Origin of the sequence: Streptomyces sp. NPDC056628 (assembly GCF_042792555.1) — a bacterium.
Classification (GTDB): Bacteria; Actinomycetota; Actinomycetes; order Streptomycetales; family Streptomycetaceae; genus Streptomyces.
The window spans coordinates 252297-277984 of sequence record NZ_JBHTWG010000006.1 but is presented as its reverse complement, the minus strand read 5'-3'; the positions used below and the strand labels follow the sequence as shown (position 1 = coordinate 277984).

Sequence of the window (25688 nt, the reverse complement as noted above, 5' to 3'; positions counted from 1 at the left end):
ATCCGCCATCGTGGATTCATCCGGGCGCGCACACCCGGGCACCGTGAGACGATGGACACTTCGGGCCCTCATCAGGCCACCGCGCGACATAACTTACGGTTCCGTAGGTACGATTTCCTCATGACTACGCCCGTCCCCGACGCGCCCACGGACACGCCGGCCGCCGGCCGGGACTCCGGTGGGCCCTCCCTGCCGCATCAGATCGCCCACCAGGCCCAGCAGCTCGGCGAGGAGATCAAACCGAGGCTCCGCGGCTGGCTGCACCTGGGCATGTTCCCCGCCGTGCTCATCGCCGGACTGATCCTCACCGCCCTCGCGGACTCCCCACGCGGCCGGCTCGCCTGCGGGATCTACACCCTCACGGCCTGCCTGCTGTTCGGCGTGAGCGCGCTGTACCACCGGGGCAACTGGAGCCCGCGCATGGACGGTGTCCTGCGCCGGCTCGACCACGCCAACATCTTCCTGATCATCGCGGGCACCTACACGCCGCTGACGATGCTGCTCCTGCCCGGCGCCAAGGGGCAGTGGCTGCTCTGGGGCATCTGGAGCGCCGCCGCGGCCGGCATCGTCTTCCGGGTCTTCTGGGTCGGCGCGCCCCGCTGGCTCTACACGCCCTGCTACATCGCGATGGGCTGGGCCGCCGTCTTCTTCCTGCCGGACTTCATGCGCACCGGCGGCGTCGCCGTGCTCGTCCTGGTGATCGTCGGCGGCCTCCTCTACAGCGCCGGCGGCGTGGTCTACGGCATCAAGCGCCCGAACCCGTCACCGCGCTGGTTCGGTTTCCACGAGGTCTTCCACTCCTTGACGCTGGCCGCGTTCATCGCGCACTACATCGGCATCTCCCTCGTGGCCTACCAGCACGCCTGACCGGCGTCCGGGCCCGCAACGGGCCCACGGCCACGGCACGGATCCCCGCGACGGCCCGCCCCGCGGACCTGCGGGAGCGCAAGCGGACGAAGACGCGCCTCGCCGTCCGCGGGGCCGCTCACGCCCTGATCGCCGGACAGGGCGTGGGCGGCCACCACGGTCGAGCAGCCTGCACGGGGCGGACCACCGCTTCCAGGACGGCCTCCCCGGCCTCCTCGACCGCGCTCGGGGACGTCGCCGGGCACGGCGTCCCCGCGGAAAATCCCCGGGGCTCCCACCCCCCGCCGTGACATCCTGACGAGGTGAACGGTCCCGAGATCCACGTCGAGTTCGCGCCCGAGCTGCACCTGTTCGTCGCCGGTGCCCGGCGGCGCGGCGCCACCGTGCTCACCACCGACGGCGCCTCCACCCTCGGTCATGTCGTGGAGTCCCTGGGCGTCCCGCTCACCGAGGTCGGCACCCTCCTCGTGGACGGCCGCCCCGTCCCCGTCGGGCACGTGCCCCAGGCCGGCGAGTCCGTGACCGTGCGCCCCGTCGAGCGCCCCCAGCGGGTGCCCGGCGCCCCCCTGCGCTTCCTGCTCGACGTCCACCTCGGCACCCTCGCCCGCCGGCTGCGCCTGCTCGGCGTGGACACCGCGTACGAGTCGACCGACATCGGCGACCCGGCGCTCGCCGCCCGCTCCGCCACCGAGAGACGGATCATGCTCAGCCGCGACCGGGGCCTGCTGCGCCGCCGCGAGCTGTGGGCCGGCGGCTACGTCTACAGCACCCGCCCCGAGGAGCAGCTACGGGACGTCCTCGACCGCTTCCGCCCGGAACTGCGTCCCTGGACCCGCTGCACCGCCTGCAACGGCCTGCTGAAGGACGCCACCAAGGACGAGGTCGCCGACCAGCTGGAGGGCGGCACCCGGCGGACGTACGACGTCTTCGCGCAGTGCACGGAGTGCGGGCGCGCCTACTGGAAGGGCGCGCACCACGAGCAGCTCGAAGCCATCGTGGAGCGCGCCCTCGCCGAGTACGCGAGCAGGCGTTAACGCCTGCTCCTCACATCACCCTTTCCGCAGGCCACGCCGTCCCGGTTCGGGTCGAGGCGGAGCGGGTCGTCCTTGCCGTTGACCTTCAGCCGGCCGTAGTCGTTGTCCTTCAGCCAGTCGCAGCGGGCCTTCGTCGTCGCCTTCACGGCCGGCGGGAAGTCCGTCGGCACACAGACGTTGACGGAGCCGTAGTGCCGGTCGCAGCCGGAGACGGCCGGGCCGACCTTCTGCGCCGTGCGCTTCTTGCCCGGGCCCGTGACCTTGCCCCCGAGGTCGTCGGCGAAGGCGTGGACGTGTGCCGAGGCGTCCTTGGCGCTCAGCGCCCGCGGGCCGTCCAGGTGCACCCACTTCGCCACCGACGGCACCCCGTTGGCGTCCACCGCGAAGAGCATGTACCAGCCGGGCGGCGCCAGATCGGGGTTGCTCGTCACGTTCAGGTCGACGTTGTTCCCGTCCACCGACAGCGGCAGGTCGACGAACCGCTGGTTGGGGTCGGAGGAGTGGGTGACGGCCGCCGGGCGGATCAGCTCGGCCTTGGCGATGGGCCGGTCGACGGTGATCCGCTGGGTGTCGCCGTACGTCCACTCGGTGTCGATCACCGAGGTGATCGTGGGGCGGGCGCCCTTGAGCAGATAGGGCGGGGTGTAGATCGACACGTCGTGGTTCCAGGAGCCGTTGCCCGGGTTGTCGCCGGTCGCCATGACCCGGCCGTCGGGCAGCAGGAACGCCGAGGAGTGGTAGCCGCGCTCCTCCGGGTCGGCCGCCACCGGGTCGAAGGTGCCGGTCGCCGGGTCGTAGATCGACGACTCGTACACCGGGTCGGCCCGGTTGTGCAGGGCGCCACCGGTCTCCAGCACCTTGCCGTCGGGCAGCAGCACCGCGGAGACGTACATCTTGCCCTGGGCGCCGGTCTCGGCGACCTTGCCGGCGCCGAGGTCGACCGTCCCCTGCGGGAGCGGCGGCCCGGCCACGTACGACGGGTTCGGCTGCTTGAGGTCGATGACGTCGGTGAGACGGTTGGCGTCCGGGTTGGAGTCGATGTTGCCGCCGCCGATGGTGAGGACCTTCTGGTCCTGCGCGGGCGGCAGCAGCACGCTCGCCGACTGGTCGCGCTCGTCCTTCTTCCGCAGGCCCGGGACCTGGGTGACGGTGTTGGCGCCGTAGTCGTAGATCGCCGCGCCCGTGCCCGGGATGTTGTTGCCGAAGACATGGCTGCCGGAGTAGAAGAGCCGCCCGTCCTGCATGAGGATCATCGACGGGTACAGACCCCAGTACGACCAGGTCTGGTTGACCTTCCAGAGCTCCAGCCACTTCTGCTCGGCGTCCGACCACAGCTCGGCCGTCACCGAACCGGTCGAGTCCTCCCGCAGCCCGCCGAAGGAGATGACGTCGCCGTTGCCGAGGATCGTCGCCGACGGGTACCAGTGCCCGTCGTTCATGTCGTTGGTCCTGCTGTAGGTCTCCGTGACCGGGTCGAAGATGTACGAGTCCTTGTAGCCCTGGTAGCCGACCCTGCCGTCGGCCGACGGATAGCCCTTGTTGCCGCTCATCACGAGCACCCGGCCGTCCTTCAGCTGGACGTGCCCGGCGCAGAACATGTCCTTGGGCGTGGGGATCTGCTTGTACGTGCCGTTCCGCGGGTCGTAGACCGCGCTGGTGAACGTGCCCGCCTTGAACAGCTCCTCGCTGTTGCCGGACCCGGCGATCAGCAGCACCTTGCCGTTGTTGAGGACGACGGAGTGCATGGAGCGGACCGGGTTCCGCGTGGGCAGCACGTCCCAGCGGCCGTTCGCGCACTCCTCGGCGGTGCCCGTGCACACCGGGTCGGGCACGGGCTCGGCGACCTGGTCCATCGTGTAGTCGTCGGTGGTGGCCGAGCCGGTGCCGTAGACGGAGACGCCCCACGCGATCCGGTCGGTGCCGGCCGGCACCTCGGGGGTGCGGACCGTCGCCTCGGTCCAGCCCGCCGCCATCTCCAGCGTCTTCAGGTCCGTCCAGTACTGCCAGCCGGCGGTCGCGTCGTGCCGGAACAGGGTGACCGAGGTGTCCGGCGTCGTCGACTTGTACCAGAGCCCCAGGTCGTACTGCCTGCCCGCCGAGACGACCGGCGCGCACGCGGCGGACTCGGTGATCAGCGCCTTGCGGTCGCCCTCGGTCCGGCGGGTCAGCGTCACCTTCATCGCCTTCGAACCGGAGTGCGCGTCGGCCACCGTCTCGAAGGAGAAGTCGTTGTCCCCCCACCCGGACTTCTTCCAGCAGTACGGCATGCCGTCGCCGCCCGCGGTCTCGAAGCCGGGATTCTTCACGAGGTTGGCGGCGGACGCGGGCTGGGGCGCGGTGAGCAGCAGCCCTCCGGTGAGGCCCATCACGGCCACCAGGGCCGTTCTCGTCCTGGATCTCATGCAGTACTCCTTGCTGTGCGGCTGCGGCTCCTGCGGGGCAGATAGACCAGCGCCTCGGTACCGACGAAGCGCAGGACGAAGGTGATGACGAGGGCCAGCGCCGTCGCGGGCAGCACGGCGAGCCCGAACTGGCCGACGAGCAGCGCGATCAGCGGGATGCGCAGCACCAGGTCGGCGTTGGCGAGCAGCGCGAACCGGATCGTGCGGTCGGCCCAGTGCCGGTGGACGCGCCGCTCACGGAACAGCAGCTTCTCGATCAGCAGGAAGTTCCAGGCCACCCCGAACTGGTTGGCGATGATCTCGGCCGGCAGATAGTGCAGGCCCGCCTCGGTCATCGCCCACAGCGCGGCCAGGTTCGGCACGAAGCCGGTCAGCCCGATCAGCCCGAACACCACCATCCGGGCCAGCGGTCCGGCCGTGCGCAGCCCGGCGAGGTGCCGCAGGAAGCGGCGTCCTTCCGCGGCGGTGGACTTGGACTCCCCCGCGAACCGCTCCTGGAAGACGAACGGCACCTCGGTGACCGCCCGGGGGCGGCTGCGGACCGCCAGCTCCAGCAGGATCTTGTAGCCGAGCGGCTTGAGGGCCTCGGCGGCGATGTCGCTGCGCCGGATCGCGAAGAAGCCGCTCATCGGGTCGCTGATGCCGTGCAGCCGGCGCGGGAACAGGGCCTTGGTCAGCCAGGTCGCGCCCCGGGACACGGCGATCCGGTAGCTGCCGGCGAGCCCGGCCCGGCTGCCGCCCTTGATGTACCGGGAGGCGACCACCAGCCCGGCGTTCGCGCGCTCGCCGGTGGCCACCAGCTCCGGGACCAGGGACGGCGGGTGCTGGCAGTCGCCGTCCATGACGACGATCCAGTCCGAGCCGGCCGCCTTCATGCCCTCCACGACCGCGCCGCCGAGCCCGCCGACCGGCTCGTCCCGATGCAGGACGGTGACGGGGAACGGGCAGTCCTTGGCGGCCTCCTCGATGACCCGCGGGGTGTCGTCGGTGGAGTCGTCCACGAAGACGACCTCGCAGGGCAGCCGGGACGGCACCGACTCGGTGATCTGATGCAGCAACTGCCGTACGTTCGCCGACTCGTTGAACGTCGGGACGACGATGGTGACGGCTCCCGGCTCGGGAACCTCGGTGGCCTCGACGGCCGGATCGCCCAGCCGGCCGGGGACGGTGTACTCGTGGGTCATCGAACGCCTCCGGCGGAAGTCTGGATCTGGCGGATCTCGATACGGTCCTCGCCGCTGCCGAACACGGCGACCGGCTCGGAGTGCTCGATGGCCGCCCTGACGTTGGGCAGGTCGACGGCGTCACGCCGGACCGTCGGGGACGCCACGACGTAGTCGAGGTCCTTCCAGCCGCGCGGCATCGTCTTGGTGACGGCCGGGTCGAGGTCGGCCTTGTAGAACCAGATGACGCCCCGTCCCGGTTCGTACCCGGCGTGCACCAGGTCGAGCCAGAGCGCGTCGTCGACCAGGACGCGGGTGTCCGCCGGGTCCTCCACCTCGCCGGCGAGCCACTTCGAGGCGGCCTGGTAGGGGGCGTTGGCGTCGGCCGTGACGGCCGTGCGGTCACCGTCGTACCAGCGCGGCACGACATAGGCGCCGGCCGCGATCGTCAGCACCGCCGCCAGGGCGTACCGGCCCCCGGTGACCGCGCGGGGCTCGCCCTCCGAGCGCCGCCGCCGCAGCACGGCGTGCGCCACGGAGGCCGTCCCGCCGGCCAGCACCAGGGCGAGGAACGGCAGCGCCTGGATGACGTACATGGCCGGCAGGTAGCCGCTCGGGCGCAGGGCGACCAGGGCGAGGATCATCACGGCGGCCGACGGCCCGGCCAGCGCGCGGGCGGTGACCGACCAGCGCCAGGTCACGAGCAGCAGCAGAGCACCGGCGAGACCGCCGACGATGAGGACACGGTCGTAGTAGAGCCACGACTGCAGCACTCCCCAGGAACCCGAGCCCTCGTCCAGGATGAAGCCCGAACCGGGCCGGGTCATCTGGTAGGTGACGCCGTCCCACAGCGAGACGTGCCCGCTGCCCGGCAGCAACTCGCCCTTCAGCAGCGCGAACAGCGGATAGGACAGGCCGATCAGAGCGCACGCCGTGATCGCCCCGGTGACGGCGAACTTGCGGGTGTCGCGGTGGCTGTGCCGCCACATGGTGACCAGCACCGCCGGCAGCACGAAGAGCATCGTCTCCTTGGTCAGCACGGCCGTGGCGGCCGCGATGCCCGCGCCGAAGTGGTGCCACAGATGACGGCTCGGCGAGGCCGCCAGCGCGAACGCCAGCAGCGTCCACATCACCGCGAGGTTGTCGAGGAAGATCTCCCGCTGGAGCACCACCGACAGCGGCGACAGGCCGAACAGCACCATGCCGAGCCCGGCCGCCCAGCGCGGCAGGGACAGCCGCCGCCCGAGGACGTAGACCAGCACCGCGCTGATCGCGCTGACCACGAGCATCGCGGCCCGCATGGTGCCCACGGTCATCGACTCGGGGCTCAGCGCGGCCGGGATCCAGGTCAGCACGGCGATCTGTATCCAGCCGAGCGGGGGATGGTCGTACCAGTAGGTGTAGTGGGCCAGGCCGCGGCCCTCCTGGACCGCCCAGGCCTGGGCGAGATAGGTGCCCTCGTCGTCGCTGAGGGTCGGGTAGTCGGCGATGTTCCAGCCCTGGACGACGAGGATCGCCACCAGGAGGACACCGCACAGGAGCAGGTCGGAGCGGGACGAACGCAGCCGCGACGGCGCTGTTCGACCGGTCGGACGTGCCGTGGACGCAGGCCGGCGCTGCGCGGGGACCTTCGGAGTGGTCACCGCGGGAAGGGTGGAGGTCACGCAGGGACGTCCTCTCGGAGGTCACGGGTCACGTCGGGGGCGTCCAGATGCGCGCCGACATGGCTGGTCAGCTCCCAGTCGTTGCGGCCGCGCTGCTCACGCCACACGGCGCGCACGGCGGCCCCGGCGAGGAGCACCTGGTAGAAGGGGCCGCCCACGACGAGCTTCAGATAGTGGACGAAGCGCACCCGCAGCCCGTACTGCCGCCCGAAGTCGTGCAGTCCGACGATCTCGAACACGAACGTGACGAGCGCGGTGACGGCCGGCAGGAAGGTGATGAACGCGATGCTCACCGGCACGTCGAGGAACACCGCGATCGCGATGTTCAGCGGAATGACGAGCCCGGTGAACGCCTGCATGAACGGCGTCATCAGCGTGTAGCGGGCGAGCAGCCGCTGCCCGAACGTGGGCAGCTGCTTCCAGTCCTTCTTCCGGTAGACCTGCAGGAAGCCCTGGTTCCAGCGGGTGCGCTGCTTCAGCAGCGACATCAGACTGCCGGGCGTCTCCTCCCGGGTCACCATGTCGGAGTCGTAGGCGACGACGACCTTCTTGCCGACACTGGAGAGCCGGACCCCCAGGTCGCAGTCCTCGGCCAGGCAGTCCGGGTCCCAGCCGCCGGCCACCCGCAGCACGTCGGTGCGGACGAAGACCGTGTTGCCGCCGAGCGGGATGAACCCCTTCTGCGCGTGCAGATGCAGCCGCGAGCGGAACCAGAAGAAGTACTCCAGGCAGTTGCGCAGGCTGTACCAGCTGGAGTGGAAGTTGATCAGCTGGACGCCGCCCTGGACGACGTCCGCCCCGGTCGTGCGGAACGCGTGGTCCACGTGGGCCAGCAGCTCCGGATGGACCTGGTCCTCGGCGTCGAAGACCCCGACGACGTCACCGCGGCAGTGCGGCAGCGCGGTGTTCATCGCCTTCGGCTTGTTCTTCTTCTCATGCGTGTCGACGACGACACGGACCCGCGGATCGCGGGCCGCGGCCCGCTCGGCCACCTCGGTGGTCTCCGGGTCGTCGTGCCCGACGATGACGATGATCTCGAAATCGGTGTGAGTGGACTCCAGCAGCCGCTGGATCGTGTGGTCCAGCACGGCCTGTTCGTGCCGGGCCGGCAGCAGCAGGGAGAACGACACGTGGTCGTCCCCGTCCGGTCTGCTGAACCGGGTGGAGGCGAGCACTTCGGGCGTACGCCACGCGTGCATCTGCCACCACAGGGTGAAAGCCGCCATCCAGAACAAGGCCAGCGAGACGACGGCTATGAAGACAGACGTCAGCAACAGATCCCCCCAGATCCCCAATGCCCCCTGTCGCGACGGTGAGTCACACCGGTCGCGGCACTGTGCAGACATTAGGGGGGATCTGTGAAGCCCGCAGGCCGTTTCGATGAAGAGCGCGTTTCATCACAACGGAACGCGAGAGTGAACAATTCGAACACGACTCACGTAACCGCCGCGATACGACCCCTGTTTCAGCTGCTCAGCGTCTCCCGCAACCGGTCCGGATCCGTGATCGGGGCGTCGCAGGTGAAGTTACGGCAGACATACGCGGCCGGCACCCCCTGCTGCAGCGGACGCCCGGCGAGCAACGGGAACTCGTCACTCTCCGCAGCCCCCACGGCGACCACCGCGCCCGGCGCCGTCCCCAGAAGCGCCGCCCGGTGCAACGCCTTTGTCGCCTCGTCCGACAGCGCGGGACCGACGACCGCGACCTCACGCGGCCCGTCGAGCAGCGCCTCCGCCACCGCGAGCCCCCACCCGACGAACCGCGGCACCCGCGGACCGAGCGCCTTCACCACGCCCAGCGCCCGCTCGGCGGCCCGGCGATGGGGCTCGGACCCGGTGTGCGCGGCATAGCCGAGCAGCGCCCCGGCCGCCGCGCTCCACCCGGACGGCACCGCGTTGTCGGTCGGGTCCTGCGGCCGCCGGATCAGCCGCTCGGCGTCCGCGGCCGTGTCGTACAGCGCGCCCGACTCCTCGTCCACGAACCGGGTCAGCACGTGGTCCAGCAGGAACCCGGCGAAGTCCAGCCAGACACCCTCCCCCGTGACGGACGCCAGCGCCAGGAAGCCCTCGGCGACATCGCCGTAGTCCTCCAGCACCCCCGCGTTGGCCCCGGCCCTGCCGTCCTTGCTGGTCCGGGTCAGCCGCGCCTGCTCGTCCAGATGCACCCGCACCAGCAGGTCGGCGGCACCGAGCGCGGCGTCCACCAGATCCGGGCGGTCGAAGCAGGCGCCGGTCTCGGCCAGCGCGGCGATCGCCAGGCCGTTCCACGCGGCGACGACCTTGTCGTCCCGGCCCGGTGCGGGCCGCCCGGCCCGCCGCTCCAGCAGGCGGGCGCGCACCGACGCGACCCGCCCGGCGTCGAACACCTCGTCCCGCTGCGGGAGTTGCAGCACCGAGGCGCCCTCCTCGAACGTGCCCTCCTCGGTCACCCCGAAGTACCGCGCGGCCGGCTCGGCGTCGTCGTCCCCGAGCGCCTCGCGCAGCTGCTCCGGCGTCCACACGTAGTACGCGCCCTCGACGTGCCGGCCGCTCCCGTCGTCGCTGTCGGCGTCGAGCGCGGAGGCGAACCCGCCCTGCTCCGTGCGCAGTTCGCGGACCATGAAGTCCGCGGTCTCCAACGCCACCCGCCGCGCGAGATCCGACCCGGTGGCCCGCCACAGGTGCGCGTAGACCCGGCACAGCAGGGCGTTGTCATACAGCATCTTCTCGAAGTGCGGGGTCACCCAGTCCCGGTCCACCGAGTACCGCGCGAAACCGCCGCCGAGCTGGTCGTAGATACCGCCCCGGGCCATCCGCTCGCAGGTGTCCCGCGCCATCTGCAAGGCGCCCTCGGCGCCCGTGCGCGCGTGGTGGCGCAGCAGGAACTCGATCACCATGGACGGCGGGAACTTGGGCGCGCCCCCGAACCCCCCGCGCTGCGGGTCGTACTCCCGGGTGAGGCCGAGCAGCGCCTGCGCCAGTTCCTGCTCGCCGGGGGCCTCGGTGCCACCGTAGGAGATCTCCCGTCCGGCCAGGTCCCGCACGATCTTCCCGGCGACCTCGGCGACCTCGTCCCGCCGGTCGGCCCAGGCGCTGCGGACCCCTTCCAGCACCTGCTGGAAGGACGGCATCCCGTGCCGGGGCGCGGGCGGGAAGTACGTGCCGAAGTAGAAGGGCTCGGCATCGGGTGTGAGGAACACCGTCATGGGCCAGCCGCCCTGGCCGGTGGCCGCCTGCACGGCCTCCATGTAGACGGCGTCCACGTCGGGACGCTCCTCGCGGTCCACCTTGACGCTGACGAAGTGGGTGTTGAGGAAGTCGGCCGTCGCCTCGTCCTCGAAGGACTCGTGCGCCATGACGTGGCACCAGTGGCAGCTGCTGTACCCGACGCTCAGCAGGACCGGCCGGCCGCTTCTGCGGGCCTCCTCGAAGGCCTCTTCCGACCACGGCCACCAGTCCACCGGGTTGTCGGCGTGCTGGAGCAGGTAGGGGGACGTCTCGTGGGCCAGTCGGTTCGGCATGTCCCCATCCTGCCCCACCTCCCCCGGCCGGTTCCGGGACGGTCCGCGCCTCCGCCTGTCGGCGGCCGGGCTCGGGTGTTCGTCCGGGTGTCGTACGGATGCTCGGGCGATCACCGGTCCTGGAGGGGGTCGTGATCGTCGCCCTCTCGCGCTCGCGTCCATGCCGAAGGACACTCGTAGGCGCTGGAGTTGCCGCCGGAGGGGGACATGCCATGCGGGACAGCCACCGGGCAGAGGCGGAGCGGCTGCTGGGCCGGGCCGTGGAGGAGGAGGTCCGGCGTTCGGGCGGGCGGGTGGACGGGCAGGTGCTGTCGGAGCGGGCCCGCGCGTCGCTGGACGCGCTGGCGCGGACGGCGGCCGAGGAGTACGAGGCGTACACACGGGCGCTGGACGAGGCGGAGGCCGGGCGGCTCACGTTCGGCGGGCGGTTCGCGCGGGAGGGCGGGCGGACGCCGCTGATGGTGGCCGGGGTCGCGGCCCTGGCGGCCACGGTCTCCGACCTCGCGCTGGGCACCGGGCCGGGCACCGCGTTCGGTGTGGGCGTGACGGTGGGGGTGGTCGGCGCGGCGGCGGCGGTGGTGAAGGTGGCGGGCGCCCATCTGCCCGCGGCGCACCACCGGGCCGGGGCGGCGGGCCAGCCGGGCGGTCCCGAGCAGTTGCGGTTGCAGTGGCTGACGGCGCTGGAGGTGCGGGGCATCCGTCCGTTCCTGGACCAGCAGCGGGTGCTGGGCGCGGCGACCGGGCTGGTGGCGGCGGCGCCGCGGCTGAAGGGGGCGGACAAGAGCGCGGCGGCGCGGGGCCGCGGTGTGCTGGCGCAGTCGTTCGGGCAGCTGCCGGATCCCGCGGAGCCGTTCGCGGGCCGGCGGCGGGAGCTGGCCCGGGTCCGGCAGTGGGTGCAGGCGGGGCGGGCGAGCACGGAGACCCGGCCGACGGTGGTCGTGCTGCACGGGCCGCCGGGCAGTGGCCGTACGGCGCTGGCGGTCAGGGCGGCGCACGATCTGAAGGACCAGTTCCGGGGCGCGTGCGTGGTGGATCTGCGCGGGGACAGCCCGGAGGAGCCGCCGCTGACGACCAGGGAGGCGCTGCTGCATCTGCTGAACCGGCTGGGCGCTCCGCGCGAGCAGTTGCTGTTCCGGGAGCGCGCGTCGGCCGGTCAGCAGGTCACGCGGCTGAGCGAGCTGTACCACCACCATCTGGCGGGGGTGCCGGTCACGGTGATCCTGGACGACGCGCGCGACGCCGAGCAGGTCGCCGCGCTGGTGCCGGAGCGGTCCGACAGTCTGGTGCTGGTGACGGCCCGGGAGCCGCTGGACCTGCCGGCGGGGTCGGCGGCGCGGGTGCACCGGCTGCCGGTGGGGCCGCTGGACGCGGCGGGGTCGGAGGAACTGCTGACGGCGGTCGCGCGGGACGCCTCGGGGCCGTACGACGCGCGGGCGGCGGACCGCATCCGTGAGCTGTGCGGCGGGCTGCCGCTGGCCCTGCGGATCGCGGGGTCGTCCCTGGGTCCGAGATCGCCGCGCGCGCTGGCGACCGACCTGGGGGCGTACGGGCCGGTGGAGCCGGGTGAGCGGGTGCTGTGGCTGCGCTACACCGACCAGGGCGAGACGGGCCGGCGGCTGCTGCGCAGGCTGGCGCTGGCGGGCCGTGCGTCGCTGGGGGCGGCCGCCGCGGCGGCGCTGCTGGCCACGGACCGGGCGGAGGCGGGCCGGCTGCTGGCGGGTCTGGCGGACGCCGGTCTGATCGACCATGTGCGCGGCGACCGCTACCGGCTGCACGACGTGGTGCGGGCGTTCGCCCACGCCCGTCTCCTCGACGAGGAGGAGCCGGCGGAGCGTACGGCGGCGCAGGAGCGGCTGATCACGAGCTACGCCGAGCTGGCGGACTCGGTGCTGCGGCTGGTGGACGGCAATGTGTCGACCCGCTCGGACCGGTTCAGTCCGCACGGCTTCGCGTCGCCGGACGAGGCGCTGCGCTGGCTGGACGACGAGTCGAGCTTCATCACGGCGGCGCTGCGGCACGCGGAGGGGGTGGACCAGGGGCCGGTGCTCAGTCTCCTGGGCGCGCTGTGCGACTACTGCCTGCTGCGCGGCGACCTGTACCGCCTGGGCGAGATCAGTGAGCTGGCGCAGGCCGTGGACCAGGGGCTGCTGGTGCGGTCGGTGCGGTGGCGCACGGGGATCGCGGCCCGGCAGCTGGGTGAGCTGGACAAGGCGCGGGCGACGCTGGCGTCGGTGGTGGATCTGTACCGGGAGGCGCATCACGACGCGGGGGCGGCGCGTGCGCTGTGTTCGCTGGGGATCACGCTGCACCACCAGGGCAATCTGACGGAGGCGGCGGCGCGGTTGCGGGAGGCGCTGGATCTGCAGGCGGAGCCGGCACTGGCGACGGACCGGGCGTGGACGATGCACGCGCTGGCGGCCGTGGAGCGGGACCGGGGCCGGGTCGTGGAGTCCCGGGAGCTGCTGACGGAGTCGCTGGCGCTGCACCGCGCCGGTGAGTCCCTGCACGGGGAGGCGTGGGCGCACTTCCAGCTGGGCCAGCTGGAGCTGCGGAGGGGGGACACGCCGGCGGCGGAGGCGGATCTGCGGGCGGCTCTGGAGCTGTACGGGCGGACGCGGGACGCGCGGGGCGAGGCGTGGGCGCTGACGCAGCTGGCCCGGGCGCGGCTGGTGGCCGGTGATCCGGAGCCGGCGGTGGAGGGGCTGCGGCGGGCGGCGGCCCGGCACCGGGACAACGAGGACGCGCGGGGTGAGGCGTGGTCGGTGTACTACCTGGGGCAGGCTCTGGAGGAGAGCGGGGCCCTGGATCCGGCGGTGCGGGAGCTGGAGCGGTCGCGGACGATGTTCTCCCGGATGCGGGACGTGTACGGCCTGGCGTGTGCCCGGCACCATTCGGCGCGGGTGACGCGTGACCAGCGGGCGGTGCAGACGGGGTCGCTGCGCAACTCCGGCTTCGCGCGGCAGCTCCTGGTGGACGCGCGCGCCGACTTCCAGCGCATCGGTGTCGCGCACGGGGAGGCGTGGACGTGCCTGGAGCTGGCGGTGGTGGACGGCGGGAACGCCCGCACGCGGCAGGCGCTGGCGCTGTGCGACGAGGCGGTGACGCTGTTCGCGTCCTATGGGGATCTGCGCGGTGGGGACTGGGCGCGTTTTCTGCGCTGCACGCTGCTGCCGTACGCGGCTCCGGGCGGGGTGGAGGTGGGTACGGCGGTGGCGCTGGAGGAGCTGGCGCAGCTGGCACGGTCGGGGCATCCGCTGCGGGACGGCAGGCTGGCGGAGTGTCTGGAGGCGTACCGGCTGCTGCTGGAGCGGGGCGTGGAGCTGGAGGCGGGGTGGCAGGCATGGCGGCTCGGCATGGTGCCGAACCGCCATGCGCGAGAGGTCATGGGTGTCGCGTCGGCGGCCCCGCGCTGACGGGGCCGTCGGCGCGACGCCGTCAGTCCTGCTTGCGCCCGTCCGCGCCCGTCGTCGTCCCGGTGGCGTCGGCGGTGGCGTCGGCCTTCGGGTCGGGGGCCTCCGTGAACTCGACCCGGCTCATGTGCCGGTTCATCGACTTCATCAGCGCCCACACCGCCAGGGCCATCACGGCGAAGACGATGAAGCCGAGGACGCCGGGGGTGACCTTGTCCTCGTCCACCTCCTTGGCGAGGGTGGCGAGGTGGGTCATTGCCAGGCTTGCGCTTGCGGTCATGTCAGGCATTGTCCCGGATGCCCGCGAAGAGGTCGTCCTCGGGGAGGGAGGTGGCGACGAGGGACTTCGCCAGCTCGTACTCCTCGGTCGGCCAGACCTCCTTCTGGAGGTCGAGCGGGACGCGGAACCAGCCGCCGTCGGGGTCGATCTGGGTGGCGTGGGCGATCAGCGCCTTGTCGCGGATCTCGAAGAACTCCGCGCACGGGACGTGCGTGGTGAGCGTGCGCTCGACCCGCTCGAACTCGTCCCAGCGCTTGAGCCAGTCCCCGTACGGCGACTCCAGGCCGCGGTCGAGCATGGCGCGGTGCAGGGCCTCGGTGCGGGGGCGGTTGAAGCCCTGGTTGTAGTAGAGCTTCTGCGGCTGGTACGCCGGGCCGAACTCGCCTTCCGGGTACTTCTCGGTGTCCGCCGCGCCCTCGAAGGCCACCATCGAGATCTTGTGGGTCATGATGTGGTCGGGGTGCGGGTAGCCGCCGTTCTCGTCGTAGGTGGTGATCACCTGCGGGCGGAACGAGCGGATCTGCTTCACCAGCTCGCCGGCCGCCTTGTCGACGTCCTCCAGGGCGAAGCAGCCCTCGGGGAGCGGGGGCAGCGGGTCGCCCTCGGGCAGGCCGGAGTCGACGAAGCCGAGCCACTCCTGCTTCACGCCGAGGATCTGGCGGGCCTCGTCCATCTCCTTCTTGCGTACCTCGTGGATGTGCTCCTCGACGTACTTGTCGCCCTGGAGCTTCGGATTGAGGATGGAGCCGCGCTCCCCGCCCGTGCAGGTCACGACCAGCACGTCCACCCCCTCGGACACGTACTTCGCCATGGTCGCCGCACCCTTGCTCGACTCGTCGTCGGGGTGCGCGTGGACGGCCATCAGTCGCAGCTGGTCAGTCAAGACTCAATCCTCGTAGTCGGCGCCCCGGCGTGCCCCGGTGCGATCGGCGGCTTCTATAGTGACCGAATCGGGGGGCGGATAATTCCGGGGTACGGCCCGGGGGCCCTGTTTCGGGACATCCGTTCCGCTCCGGCCGGGAGGACGATCAATGAGTACGGTGGGCACGCGACCGCCCGAGGGCCGTTACGGCCGTTCCTCGGACGCGCGCGCGGACCGCACGCTCAAGGTCGTCGGCGGGGTGCTCGGGGTGCTGCTGCTGGCGCTGGTCGGGTACTTCGGCTACCACTACGTCGGGCAGAACGAGATCAGCGCCGAGGTGATCGAGTTCGACGTCCGCAAGGACGCGGTGGATGTGCATCTGGAGGTCCGCAAGGACGCCGGGGTCTCCGGCTACTGCACCCTGCGGTCGCAGGCGCGGAGCGGCGCCGAGGTGGGCCGGGCGGACTTCCGGTTCGACGGGGACGACACCCGGATCGACAAGGTCGTCACACTGCGTACGACGGCCCGGGGGACGACGGCCGAGCTGCTCGGCTGCCACGCCGACTGACGGCGCCGGCGCACCGGGGCGAAGACGCTCGACACTGACCAAATTCGTCCGGAATACATAGTCTTTGACCTGCGGCGATGTAAATCTGGTGGCTTATGTCCTCCCCCTTCGGGCATCCAATTGTTAGGCTCGTGGTTTCGCCCTTCCGTGAAGGAACAGTCTTCTTGGGTAGGGCGATGCTTTGTATTCCCAGTACCGACGAGGAGCACCTGTGACCCAGACCAGCGAGAACGTCACCTGGCTGACCCAGGAGGCGTACAACCAGCTCAAGGCCGAGCTGGAGTACCTGTCTGGTCCTGCGCGCACGGAGATCGCAGCCAAGATCGCGGCGGCGCGCGAGGAGGGGGACCTGCGGGAGAACGGCGGGTACCACGCGGCCAAGGAGGAGCAGGGCAAGCAGGAGCTCCGCGTGCGCCAGCTGACCCAGCTCCTGGAGAACGCCAAGGTCGGAGAGGCTCCGGCGTCGGCGGACGGCGCGGTGGCCCCCGGGATGGTCGTGACGATCGCCTTCGACGGCGACGAGGACGACACGATGACCTTCCTGCTGGCCTCCCGTGAGTACGCGAGCTCGGAGATCGAGACGTACTCGCCGCAGTCCCCGCTGGGCTCCGGCGTGATCGGCCACAAGGTCGGTGAGGACGCGGAGTACGAGCTGCCCAACGGCAAGAAGGCCTCCGTGCGGATCCTGAAGGCCGAGCCCTACAGCGGCTGACCCGGCCCCTTCGCCTTTTCCCGAGAGCCCCCGGCGCCGCACGGCACCGGGGGCTTCGTCGCGTCCGGGGCGGTGCCCCGCGTCCGTCACGCCGTCGCGGAGCGGTACTTGCGGACGGCCAGGGTGCGGAAGACCGCGATGATCAGGACCGACCAGATCAGCGATGCCCACACCGGGTGCTGCATGGGCCATGCGTCGGGTGCCTCGAAGCCCGGGGGAAGGTTGCCGAACAGCTCCCGGCAGGCCTGCACGGTGGCGCTGAACGGGTTCCATTCCGCGATGTGCCGCAGGAAGGTGGGCATCTGGTTGGCGTCCACGAAGGCGTTCGAGATGAACGTCAGCGGGAACAGCCAGATCAGACCGCCCGAGGTCGCCGCCTCTGGGGTGCGCACGGACAGGCCGATGAGCGCGCCGATCCAGGAGAACGCGTACCCGAGGAGCAGGAGCAGTGCGAAGCCGGCGAGGACCTTCCCCGCGTTCTCGTGCGTGCGCCAGCCGACGATCACGGCGACGACCGCGAGGACGACGAGGGTGAGCGCGGTCTGCACCAGGTCGGCGAGGGTGCGGCCGGTCAGGACCGCGCCGCGGGCCATGGGCAGGGAGCGGAAGCGGTCGATCAGGCCCTTGTGCATGTCGTCCGCGATACCGGCTCCCGCGCCCGCGGTGGCGAAGGTGACGGTCTGGGCGAAGATGCCGGCCATCAGGAACTCGCGATAGGCCTGGGTGGAGCTGGACGAGCCGACCTGGATCGAGCCGCCGAACACATAGGTGAACAGCACCACGAACATGATCGGCTGGATGAGCCCGAAGATGAGCATCTCGGGGATCCGGGCCATGCGGATCAGGTTTCTGCGGGCGATGACCGCGGAATCGTTGATGGCGCTCACTTGGCCGTCTCCTCCTTGCCGTTCTCCTCGCTCTTGGCCTCGGCGACATGTCCGGTCAGGGACAGGAAGACGTCGTCGAGAGTGGGGCGGCGCAGGCCGATGTCGTCGATCTCGATGCCCCGGGCGTCGAGTTCGCGGATGACCTCGGCGAGGAGCTTGGCGCCGCCGGTCACCGGCACGGTGAGCTTGCGCATGTGGTCCTCGACGGTGGTCTCGCCCTTGCCGAAGCCACGCAGTACCTCGGACGCGGGCTGTATGGCCTCGCGCTCGTGCACGACGACCTCGACGCGCTCGCCGCCGGTGCGGGCCTTGAGCGCGTCGGAGGTGCCCTTGGCGATCACCCGGCCGTGGTCGACGACGGCGATCTCGTGCGCGAGGTGGTCGGCCTCCTCCAGGTACTGGGTCGTCAGCAGCAGCGTCGTGCCGGCGGAGACCAGGCGCTTGATGACCTCCCAGAGCAGCTGGCGGTTGCGCGGGTCGAGGCCGGTCGTCGGCTCGTCCATGAACATCACGGGTGGGGAGACCACCAGGGCCGCCGCGAGGTCGAGCCGGCGGCGCATGCCGCCCGAGTAGGTCTTGGCGGGCCGGTCGGCGGCGTCGGCGAGGTCGAACTGCTCCAGCAGCTCGGTCGCGCGGGCCTTCGCCGGCTTCGCCTTCATCTGGTAGAGCTGGCCGACCATCTGGAGGTTCTCCCGGCCGGTCAGGTATTCGTCGACCGCCGCGAACTGGCCGGACAGGCCGATGGAGCGGCGTACGTCGTCGGGCTGGCGCAGGACGTCGAGCCCCGCGACGACCGCCTTGCCGCTGTCGGGGCGCAGCAGGGTCGTCAGGCAGCGGACAGTCGTCGTCTTGCCCGCGCCGTTCGGCCCGAGCAGACCGAGGACCGTGCCCTCGGGTACGTCGAGGTCGACGCCGTCCAGAGCCCTTACGTCACCGAAGGTCTTCACCAGGCCTTCGGCGTAGATGGCGCCTGGCATATGGATCTCCACGTCGTCGGGGAAAGTTCGGAAAGCTTAAGGTTTGCACTTTTCATGCCGCTCGATGGCGGATTCACGGGACACACCATAACGCGATGTATCGCGTCTCTCAATGGGTTTCCCGAACGAGTGACCCGAGGGTCCGAGGAGCGTTCGGCCGGTGCCCGGGCCGCGACGGCCGGCTCAGCCGATGACGGTGTAGCCCGCCGCGCGCAGCGCCTCGCCGACCTCGGCGCAGTGCTCGCGCCCCTTGGTCTCCAGGTGCAGCTCGACCTCCGCCTCCGTGAGCCCGAGCCGTGGATCGGTCCGGACGTGGCTCACGTCGAGGACGTTAGCGTCCACCACTGACAACGCCCCGAGAAGCGAGGCGAGCGCGCCCGGCCGGTCCGTCAGCCGCAGGCGTACGGCCAGGTAGCGGCCCTGCGCGGCCATGCCGTGCCGCAGGACGCGCTGGAGCAGCACCGGGTCGACGTTGCCGCCGGAGAGCACGGCGACGACGGGGCCCTCGAAGGCGCCCGGGTCGCTCAGCAGCGCGGCGACCGGGCTCGCCCCGGCCGGCTCCACGACCAGCTTGGCCCGCTCCAGGCACAGCAGCAGGGCGGCGGCCAGCTCGTCCTCGGTGACCGTGCGGACCTCGTCCACCAGGTCGCCGATGATCCGGAACGGCACGTCGCCGGGCCGGCCCACCTTGATGCCGTCCGCCATCGTCGCCGGGTGCTCGACCGGCATCGGACGCCCCGCCGCCAGCGAGGGCGGGTAGGCCGCCGCGCCCGCCGCCTGCACGCCCACGATCCGCACGTCCGGGCGGAGCGTCTTCAGCGCCGTCGCGATCCCGGCCGCGAGCCCTCCCCCGCCGATGCCGACGACGACGGTGCGCACCTCCGGGCACTGCTCCAGGATCTCCAGCCCGACCGTGCCCTGACCGGCGATGACGTCCGGGTGGTCGAAGGGGTGGATGAACACCGCGCCGGTCTCGGCCGCGTACTCCTGGGCGGCGGCCAGCGTCTCGTCGACCACCTGGCCGTGCAGGCGCACCTCGGCGCCGTAGTCACGGGTGGCGCTGATCTTGGGCATCGGGGCGCCCTGGGGCATGAACACCGTGGACCGCACCCCGAGCAGCGAGGACGCGAGGGCGACGCCCTGCGCGTGGTTGCCGGCGCTGGCGGCCACGACGCCCGCGGCCCGCTCCTCGGGGAGCAGCCCGGCGATCCGCACGTAGGCACCGCGCAGCTTGAACGAGCCGGTCCGCTGGAGGTTCTCGCACTTGAGGTGCACCGGGGCGCCGACCAGCTGCGACAGGTACCTGCTGCCCTCCATCGCCGTCACCCGGGCCACGCCGCCCAGCATCTTCTGGGCGCCGCGCACGTCGTCGAGGGTGACCGGGGGCAGCGCGTCGGACGTGCGGTGGTTCATGTTCCAAGTCTCGCAGTTCACAGCCGCTACTTTGCGGTGTGACCAAGCGGCGAGACGGGATTGCGCAGCGCCGGTACACCCCGCGTCCCGGCCGCGTACCCTGTCCCCCAACCCAGCACCCCCTTCATGAAGTGAGCCTCCGGCCATGCCCACAACACCTGACATGTCGACGGACATGACGACCGTCGCTGACAGCGGTCTCCTCGACACGCTGCAGCACGAGGTGGCGGTGTTCGCCCGCCGTGCCGAACAGACCCGCCTCGGTGGGGTCGGCCACGTGCGCAACTCCATGGACCGCGCCGCGTACCTGCTGCTCAACCGTCTGCACAAGGAAGGCCCCATGGGCGTCAAGGCGCTCGCGGCGAGCATGGGGATCGACTCGTCGACGGTCACCCGGCAGGTCGCCCCGCTGGTCGACACGGGTCTCGTCAAGCGCACCTCTCATCCGGAGGACGGGCGCGCGGTCGTGCTCCAGCTCTCCCCGCGCGGGCAGTCCCGGCTGGAGGAAGTGCGGGCGTCGCGCCGTCAGTTGATGGCCGAACTGACGGAGGACTGGGCGCCGGAGGAGCGCGAGGCGTTCTGCTCGCTGCTCACCCGCTTCAACGTCGCGCTGTCGGCGCGGATGGCCCCCCAGTCGGTGGGCACGGCCGCGGAGACGCCCGGCGCCTCCTGAGCCGGAGCCCGGGAGGGGGGCCCTCACGCGCGGGCGGGCACCCGCGTGTGCCGGGAGGACGGCTCCCGGCTCTTGACCCCCGGGCCACCGCTGGCTTCCCATGAGACCGGGCCCTCCTGACGCACGGCAGACGTGCCGTGCGGCCGGCGGGGGCGGTCCTCGGCACGCGGTCCGGCGGGAGGGGCGGTGGGACGACGGCACATGCTCGGCGACGCCCGCCGCCGTGAGTTCGAGGCGTTCGTCGCGGGCGCGGCGGGACGCCTGCTGCACACCGCGACCCTGCTCACCGGCGAGTCGCGGGACGACAATCCGCGCGCGTGTCGCCTGCTGACGCTTTCGCTCGCGCACACATACGCGTGCTGGGACCGGCTGCGCGGCGAGGACCCCTACGGCGTCGCGCGGCAGGAGCTGGCCACCCGGTTCGCGCGCTCGGTCTGGCACCGGTACGGCGGTCCGGGCGCGCTGGGCCGCAGCCGCCCGCACCCGGACAGCCCGCTCGCCCGGCTCTCCCCGAGGGAACGTCTGGTGCTGGTGCTGCGGCTGTACGAGGGGGTCGGCGAGGAGCAGACGGCGGCGCTGCTGGGGCTGCCCAGGGAGCGCGTCGAGGTGATCTGCTCGCGGGCGACCGCCACGTTGCTGCACCGGCCGCGCGAGGCCGCTCCCCCCGTGCTCGGGGCGAAGGCGGTGGCGCGGTGAACCGGGTTCGGCGGGAGGCCGCCGCACGGCAGGTCATGGAGGCCGCGCCGCCCCCGCGGGTGCCGCCGGAGCTGTACCCGGAGGTCGTGCGGCGCGGCGAGCGCCTGCTGTGGCGCCACCGGGCCGCCGTCCGGCTGATGTGGCTGCTGCTGTGCGCCGCGGCGGTGGCGTTCACCGTGTGGGCGCTCACCGCCCAGCCGTGGGTGGAGCCGCCGTCGGAGACGACTCCACCGCTCACCGGCTGGTGAGATGCCGCCTACCGCTCGAGCGCCTGCTTGAGGTCCTCGGCCAGGTCGTCGACGTTCTCGATGCCCACCGAGAGGCGGACCAGGTCGGCCGGGACCTCCAGGGCCGAGCCGGCCACGGAGGCGTGGGTCATCCGGCCGGGGTGCTCGATCAGGGACTCGACGCCGCCGAGGGACTCGCCCAGCGTGAAGACCTGGGCACGGTTGCAGACCTCGACGGCCGCCTGCTCGCCGCCCTCGACGCGGAAGGAGATCATGCCGCCGAAGGCCCGCATCTGCTTGGCGGCGACCTCGTGGCCGGGGTGCTCGGGCAGCCCCGGGTACAGGACGCTCGTCACGCGCGGGTGCCGGGTGAGCATGTCGGCGATCTTCGTGGCGTTCTCGCTGTGCCGGTCCATGCGCACCGACAGCGTCTTGGCGCCGCGCAGCACCAGCCACGAGTCGAAGGGGCCGGCGACCGCGCCCATCGCGTTCTGGTGGAACGCGAGCTCCTCACCCAGCTCGGCGTCGGCGGCGATCAGCGCGCCGCCGACGACGTCGGAGTGGCCGCCCATGTACTTGGTCAGGGAGTGCACCACGACGTCCGCGCCGAGGGACAGCGGCTGCTGGAGGTACGGCGTCGCGAAGGTGTTGTCGACGACGAGCCGGGCGCCCGCGTCCCGCGCCACGTGGGCGACGGCGGCGATGTCGGTGATGCCGAGCAGCGGGTTGGAGGGGGTCTCCACCCAGATCACCTTGGTCTTCGGGGTGATCGCGGCCCGTACGGCGGCCGGGTCGGAGGTGTCGGCCACCGACCACTCCACGCCCCAGCGGGCGACGACCTTCGCGAAGAGGCGGAACGTGCCGCCGTAGGCGTCGTTCGGGATGACCACGTGGTCGCCGGGGCTGAGCAGCGTACGCAACAGGCAGTCCTCGGCCGCCAGTCCGGACGCGAACGCGAGGCCGCGGCGGCCGCCCTCCAGGGCGGCGAGGTTCTCCTCAAGGGCCGTGCGGGTCGGGTTGGCGCTGCGGCTGTACTCGTAGCCGCCGCGCAGGCCGCCCACGCCGTCCTGCTTGTAGGTCGAGACCTGGTAGATCGGCGGGACGACCGCGCCGGTCAGGGGATCGGCGGTGTTGCCCGCGTGGATCGCGAGGGTCTCGAAGTGCTGACTGATGTGCCTGTCGCTCATGGGGACCGAGGGTAGTGCGCCCGGGCCCGGGATGCGGTGCGGGCGGAACGCGGCGGGCGCGCGGCCGCTCGTACGCCATGTCCGCCGGACCGTTTTTCCACAGGTCGCCGACCTCGTTGGCCAAGTGTCGGCGGCGTCTGGAACGCTTAAGGCATGGAGATTCTCTGGGTCCTGATCGCCGCCGCCATGATCGGCTTCGTCCTGGTGCCGTTCATGCGGCGCAGGAGGGGCATGATCGAGCAGGTCTCGCCGGGCCACCCGGACGCCGCGGACCCGGCGAACTACGGCTTCGTCCGCCAGGAGGAGCTGGACATCCGGATGCCGGGTCCCGACCAGGACCTGCTGGACGTCCTCGACCTGGTGCAGCGCACCCAGGACTACCGGGCGGCCGCGCAGCTGCTGGCCGGTACCGAGGCCGAGGGGGAGCGCCGCTGGCAGCGGGTGCAGGCCTTCGCGGGCGCGGCGGCGCTGGAGCTCCAGCGGCGGCCGGGCGGGGGCGGCGAGGCGCCGGGCGGGCAGTGGCTGCGGGTGTGGCGCACCGAGCAGCCGAAGGACGCGGGCGGCGCGGCCGTGCAGGCGGAGTTCCTGGTGCAGCAGGCGTGGCGTACGGCGACGCCGGGAACGGACGAGTTCCGGATCATCATGGAGGAGGCGAAGGCCGCCTGCGGCCAGGCCGCGCTCCTCGCCCCGGGTGACCCGGTCCCGTACATCGTCGAGCTGTCGGTCGCGCGCGGGCTGGCGTACTCACGGGCCGAGTTCGAGCAGTTGTGGCTGAAGATCCTGGACCGCGCCCCGGCCCACATGGGCGCGCATCTGGCCGCCCTGCACTACTGGTGCGAGAAGTGGCACGGCTCGCGGCAGCTGGCGTACGAGTTCGCGGAGGCGGCGGCCGCCCGCGCGCCCCGGGGCTCGCTGCTCGCCGCGATGCCGCTCTTCGCCGTCTTCGAGCACCTGCCCGAGGTGACCCTAGTCGCCGGCTTCTACCAGAGCGAGGTCGTCACCAAGGCGATCCACGGCGCGCTGTACGCGGTGGGCGCGGCCCGGCCCGACGACCCGATGCTGGCGCATGTCCGCCATCTGCTGGTGTTCTTCCTGGTCCGCGGGGAGCGCTGGGCGGAGGCCATGGACCAGCTGGTGCACGTCGACGGGCATGTCGGTGCCCTGCCGTGGACGCTGTCGGCCGACCCGGCTGCGGAGTTCGCGGTGTACCGGGCGCTGGCGGTGGCGGGCTACGAGGCGAACGGCGGCAGCCCGGCGACGCTGCCCCACTGACACAAGGCGGCCCCGCCGCGTCATGCGCGGCGGGGCCGTGAGGCTCGCGGTCAGCTCGCCTTGCGGGCGGGCAGGCGCCAGCCCGGGCGGGGGAAGTGGCAGGTGTAGCCGTCGGGGTAGCGCTCCAGGTAGTCCTGGTGCTCCGGCTCGGCCTCCCAGAAGGGGCCGACCGGCTCCACCTCGGTGACGGCCTTGCCCGGCCACAGGCCCGAGGCGTCCACGTCGGCGATCGTGTCCTCGGCGATCCGCTTCTGCTCGTCGTCCACGTAGTAGATCGCCGAGCGGTAGCTGAGGCCGATGTCGTTGCCCTGGCGGTTCTTCGTGCTCGGGTCGTGGATCTGGAAGAAGAACTCCAGGATCGTCCGGTAGTCGGTCCGCTCGGGGTCGAAGAGGATCTCGATGGCCTCCGCGTGCGTGCCGTGGTTGCGGTAGGTCGCGTTCGGCACGTCACCCCCGGTGTATCCGACCCGGGTCGCCGTCACGCCGGGGAGCCGGCGGATCAGGTCCTGCATCCCCCAGAAACATCCGCCCGCCAGCACGGCCCTCTGCGTCTGCGCAGCCATTGCGGCCCTCCATCCTTGTCGCTTCACACACTCGGGCTTCTCGACTGGCATGTCCACCGGCATCGATGCCCACCAGCGACAACACGCCGGGGGCCGCCGCGATTCCGGGGGCGGTCCCTGATCCGGCGCCGGGCCCGCGTCCGCCGGCACGGCCAGGGGCACCTCGGCCGGCGCCGGCTGGGGCTAGGGGGTGTCTTCCCCGGTGTTGAGCCGGGCCGCCTGACGGGTCAGGTGGTCGCGTTCCGCCAGGTTCGGGGCCTTGAAGGCGGCCTCCGCGTACAGGCGTGCCGCCGTCGGGAGGTCTCCGGCGCGTTCGTGGAGGTGGGCGGCCACGGCGGTGTGGCGGGGCAGGGCGGGGTCGAGTTCCAAGAGGGCGGCCAGTCCGGCCCGCGGGCCGTCGGCCTCGCCCACCGCGACCGCGCGGTTGAGGCGGGCGACGGGGCTGCCGGTGAGACGGACCAGTTCGTCGTACCACTCGACGATCTGCACCCAGTCGGTCTCCGCGGCGGTGGGGGCGTCGGCGTGCAGCGCGGCGACGGCGGCCTGGGCCTGGAACTCGCCGAGCCGGTCGCGGGCGAGGGCCGCCTGCAGGATGCCGATGCCCTCGGCGATCGACCGGGTGTCCCAGCGGGAGCGGTCCTGCTCGGCGAGCGGCACCAGGCTGCCGTCGGGAGCAGTCCGGGCGTCGCGCCGGGCGTGGTGCAGCAGCATCAGCGCGAGCAGCCCGGAGACCTCGGGGTGGTCGACGGCCGCCGCGAGCTGCCGGGTGAGCCGGATGGCCTCGGCGGCGAGGTCGACGTCGCCGGAGTAGCCCTCATTGAAGACGAGGTAGAGGACGCGCAGCACGGTCGCGACGTCGCCGGGCCGGTCGAGCCGGAAGCCGGACACCGTGCGCTTGGCCCGGCTGATGCGCTGCGCCATGGTCGACTCGGGGACCAGGTAGGCCTGGGCGATCTGGCGGGTGGTGAGCCCTCCGACGGCGCGCAGGGTGAGCGCGACCGCGGAGGACGGGGTCAGCGACGGGTGGGCGCACAGGAAGTACAGCCAGAGCGTGTCGTCCGCGGACGGCACGGGCCCGGGGGCCGGTTCCCCGTCGGCGCGGTCCTGGCGCCGGCGGCGCGCGGTGTCGGCGCGGGCAGCGTCCAGGAACCTGCGCCAGGCCACGGTGATCAGCCAGCCCTTGGGGTCCTCCGGCGGGTCGGCGGGCCAGACCCGGACGGCCTCGACCAGCGCGTCCTGCACGGCGTCCTCGGCCGCCGCGAAGTCGGCTCCGCGGCGGACGAGGACGGCGAGGACGCGCGGGGTGAGGCTTCTGAGCAGGGCCTCGTCCAG

At 72.1% G+C, this 25688-nt stretch carries 22 protein-coding genes; 9 read left to right on the top strand and 13 right to left on the bottom strand.

All coding sequences use genetic code 11. The annotated features are described in order from the left end of the window. The first annotated feature begins 120 nt into the window (after window positions 1-120). Window positions 121-867: a hemolysin III family protein gene (locus ACFRAC_RS11865; RefSeq protein WP_382923686.1), complete on the top strand. Its 747-nt coding sequence runs from the start codon at window positions 121-123 to the stop codon at window positions 865-867. Window positions 868-1169: 302 nt separating this feature from the next. After that, the gene (locus ACFRAC_RS11860; RefSeq protein WP_382923684.1) at window positions 1170-1901 is read left to right on the top strand and encodes a Mut7-C RNAse domain-containing protein; all 732 of its coding nucleotides are present in this window, start codon (window positions 1170-1172) and stop codon (window positions 1899-1901) included. Here ACFRAC_RS11860 and ACFRAC_RS11855 read toward each other — a convergent pair. The 5 genes from ACFRAC_RS11855 to ACFRAC_RS11835 form a co-directional block, all read right to left on the bottom strand. Beyond that, window positions 1898-4303, bottom strand: a complete 2406-nt coding sequence (locus ACFRAC_RS11855) for a galactose oxidase-like domain-containing protein (protein ID WP_382923682.1) — start codon at window positions 4301-4303, stop codon at window positions 1898-1900. The genes ACFRAC_RS11860 and ACFRAC_RS11855 overlap by 4 nt on opposite strands. Beyond that, entirely contained in the window at window positions 4300-5487 is a 1188-nt protein-coding gene (locus tag ACFRAC_RS11850) for a glycosyltransferase (RefSeq protein ID WP_382923680.1), read from the bottom strand. Before ACFRAC_RS11850 ends, ACFRAC_RS11855 begins: the two co-directional genes overlap by 4 nt. Next, window positions 5484-7130, bottom strand: a complete 1647-nt coding sequence (locus tag ACFRAC_RS11845) for an ArnT family glycosyltransferase (RefSeq protein ID WP_382923678.1) — start codon at window positions 7128-7130, stop codon at window positions 5484-5486. The genes ACFRAC_RS11850 and ACFRAC_RS11845 overlap by 4 nt, the downstream gene beginning before the upstream one ends. Next, window positions 7127-8404, bottom strand: coding sequence for a glycosyltransferase (locus ACFRAC_RS11840; protein WP_382923676.1), 1278 nt, complete (start codon window positions 8402-8404; stop codon window positions 7127-7129). The genes ACFRAC_RS11845 and ACFRAC_RS11840 overlap by 4 nt, the downstream gene beginning before the upstream one ends. Before the next feature lie 191 nt (window positions 8405-8595). Next, a complete protein-coding gene (locus ACFRAC_RS11835; protein ID WP_382923674.1) occupies window positions 8596-10629 on the bottom strand; it encodes a thioredoxin domain-containing protein in 2034 nt (677 codons plus the stop codon). A gap of 212 nt (window positions 10630-10841) precedes the next feature. On the opposite strand from ACFRAC_RS11835, the gene ACFRAC_RS11830 reads away from it, so the two are divergent. Next, the gene (locus ACFRAC_RS11830) at window positions 10842-14042 is read left to right on the top strand and encodes a tetratricopeptide repeat protein (RefSeq protein WP_382923672.1); all 3201 of its coding nucleotides are present in this window, start codon (window positions 10842-10844) and stop codon (window positions 14040-14042) included. A 22-nt stretch (window positions 14043-14064) separates the two neighbouring features. Here ACFRAC_RS11830 and ACFRAC_RS11825 read toward each other — a convergent pair whose 3' ends face one another. Together ACFRAC_RS11825 and mca are read right to left on the bottom strand one after the other, a co-directional pair. Beyond that, complete coding sequence (locus ACFRAC_RS11825; protein ID WP_382923670.1) at window positions 14065-14328, bottom strand: hypothetical protein; 264 nt, start codon at window positions 14326-14328, stop codon at window positions 14065-14067. Then, a complete protein-coding gene (gene mca / locus ACFRAC_RS11820; protein ID WP_382923668.1) occupies window positions 14321-15202 on the bottom strand; it encodes a mycothiol conjugate amidase Mca in 882 nt (293 codons plus the stop codon). The genes ACFRAC_RS11825 and mca overlap by 8 nt, the downstream gene beginning before the upstream one ends. Before the next feature lie 148 nt (window positions 15203-15350). On the opposite strand from mca, the gene ACFRAC_RS11815 reads away from it, so the two are divergent. Next, window positions 15351-15749 carry a DUF4307 domain-containing protein gene (locus tag ACFRAC_RS11815; RefSeq protein ID WP_382923666.1) on the top strand — a complete coding sequence of 133 codons (399 nt, stop codon included), beginning with the start codon at window positions 15351-15353 and terminating at the stop codon, window positions 15747-15749. A gap of 211 nt (window positions 15750-15960) precedes the next feature. Next, window positions 15961-16461 (top strand): transcription elongation factor GreA, encoded by a 501-nt coding sequence (gene greA / locus ACFRAC_RS11810; RefSeq protein WP_382923664.1) that lies wholly within the window; start codon window positions 15961-15963, stop codon window positions 16459-16461. Window positions 16462-16547: 86 nt separating this feature from the next. Here greA and ACFRAC_RS11805 read toward each other — a convergent pair whose 3' ends face one another. From ACFRAC_RS11805 to ilvA, 3 genes are all read right to left on the bottom strand, one after another. Next, entirely contained in the window at window positions 16548-17348 is an 801-nt protein-coding gene (locus ACFRAC_RS11805) for an ABC transporter permease (RefSeq protein ID WP_382923662.1), read from the bottom strand. Next, the gene (locus tag ACFRAC_RS11800; RefSeq protein WP_382923660.1) at window positions 17345-18325 is read right to left on the bottom strand and encodes an ATP-binding cassette domain-containing protein; all 981 of its coding nucleotides are present in this window, start codon (window positions 18323-18325) and stop codon (window positions 17345-17347) included. Before ACFRAC_RS11800 ends, ACFRAC_RS11805 begins: the two co-directional genes overlap by 4 nt. Before the next feature lie 183 nt (window positions 18326-18508). Then, window positions 18509-19738 (bottom strand): threonine ammonia-lyase, encoded by a 1230-nt coding sequence (gene ilvA / locus ACFRAC_RS11795; RefSeq protein ID WP_382923658.1) that lies wholly within the window; start codon window positions 19736-19738, stop codon window positions 18509-18511. A 163-nt stretch (window positions 19739-19901) separates the two neighbouring features. Here ilvA and ACFRAC_RS11790 point away from each other — a divergent pair, with 163 nt between their 5' ends. The 3 genes from ACFRAC_RS11790 (at window position 19902) to ACFRAC_RS11780 (ending at window position 21355) form a co-directional block, all read left to right on the top strand. After that, complete coding sequence (locus tag ACFRAC_RS11790; RefSeq protein WP_361345246.1) at window positions 19902-20411, top strand: MarR family transcriptional regulator; 510 nt, start codon at window positions 19902-19904, stop codon at window positions 20409-20411. Window positions 20412-20612: 201 nt separating this feature from the next. Then, entirely contained in the window at window positions 20613-21107 is a 495-nt protein-coding gene (locus tag ACFRAC_RS11785) for a sigma factor-like helix-turn-helix DNA-binding protein (RefSeq protein WP_382923748.1), read from the top strand. Further along, window positions 21104-21355 carry a hypothetical protein gene (locus ACFRAC_RS11780; RefSeq protein WP_382923656.1) on the top strand — a complete coding sequence of 84 codons (252 nt, stop codon included), beginning with the start codon at window positions 21104-21106 and terminating at the stop codon, window positions 21353-21355. The genes ACFRAC_RS11785 and ACFRAC_RS11780 overlap by 4 nt, the downstream gene beginning before the upstream one ends. Before the next feature lie 8 nt (window positions 21356-21363). Here ACFRAC_RS11780 and ACFRAC_RS11775 read toward each other — a convergent pair whose 3' ends face one another. Next, window positions 21364-22521: a cystathionine gamma-synthase gene (locus tag ACFRAC_RS11775; RefSeq protein WP_382923654.1), complete on the bottom strand. Its 1158-nt coding sequence runs from the start codon at window positions 22519-22521 to the stop codon at window positions 21364-21366. 153 nt (window positions 22522-22674) lie between these two features. Between ACFRAC_RS11775 and ACFRAC_RS11770 the strand changes: the two genes are divergently transcribed. Continuing rightward, the gene (locus tag ACFRAC_RS11770) at window positions 22675-23793 is read left to right on the top strand and encodes a hypothetical protein (RefSeq protein WP_361345179.1); all 1119 of its coding nucleotides are present in this window, start codon (window positions 22675-22677) and stop codon (window positions 23791-23793) included. 50 nt (window positions 23794-23843) lie between these two features. Here the strand turns inward: ACFRAC_RS11770 and msrA are convergent, their stop codons facing one another. Together msrA and ACFRAC_RS11760 are read right to left on the bottom strand one after the other, a co-directional pair. Continuing rightward, on the bottom strand, window positions 23844-24356 hold the full coding sequence (gene msrA, locus ACFRAC_RS11765) for a peptide-methionine (S)-S-oxide reductase MsrA (RefSeq protein WP_382923652.1): 513 nt from the start codon (window positions 24354-24356) through the stop codon (window positions 23844-23846). 183 nt (window positions 24357-24539) lie between these two features. Beyond that, entirely contained in the window at window positions 24540-25688 is a 1149-nt protein-coding gene (locus ACFRAC_RS11760; protein WP_382923746.1) for an RNA polymerase sigma factor, read from the bottom strand.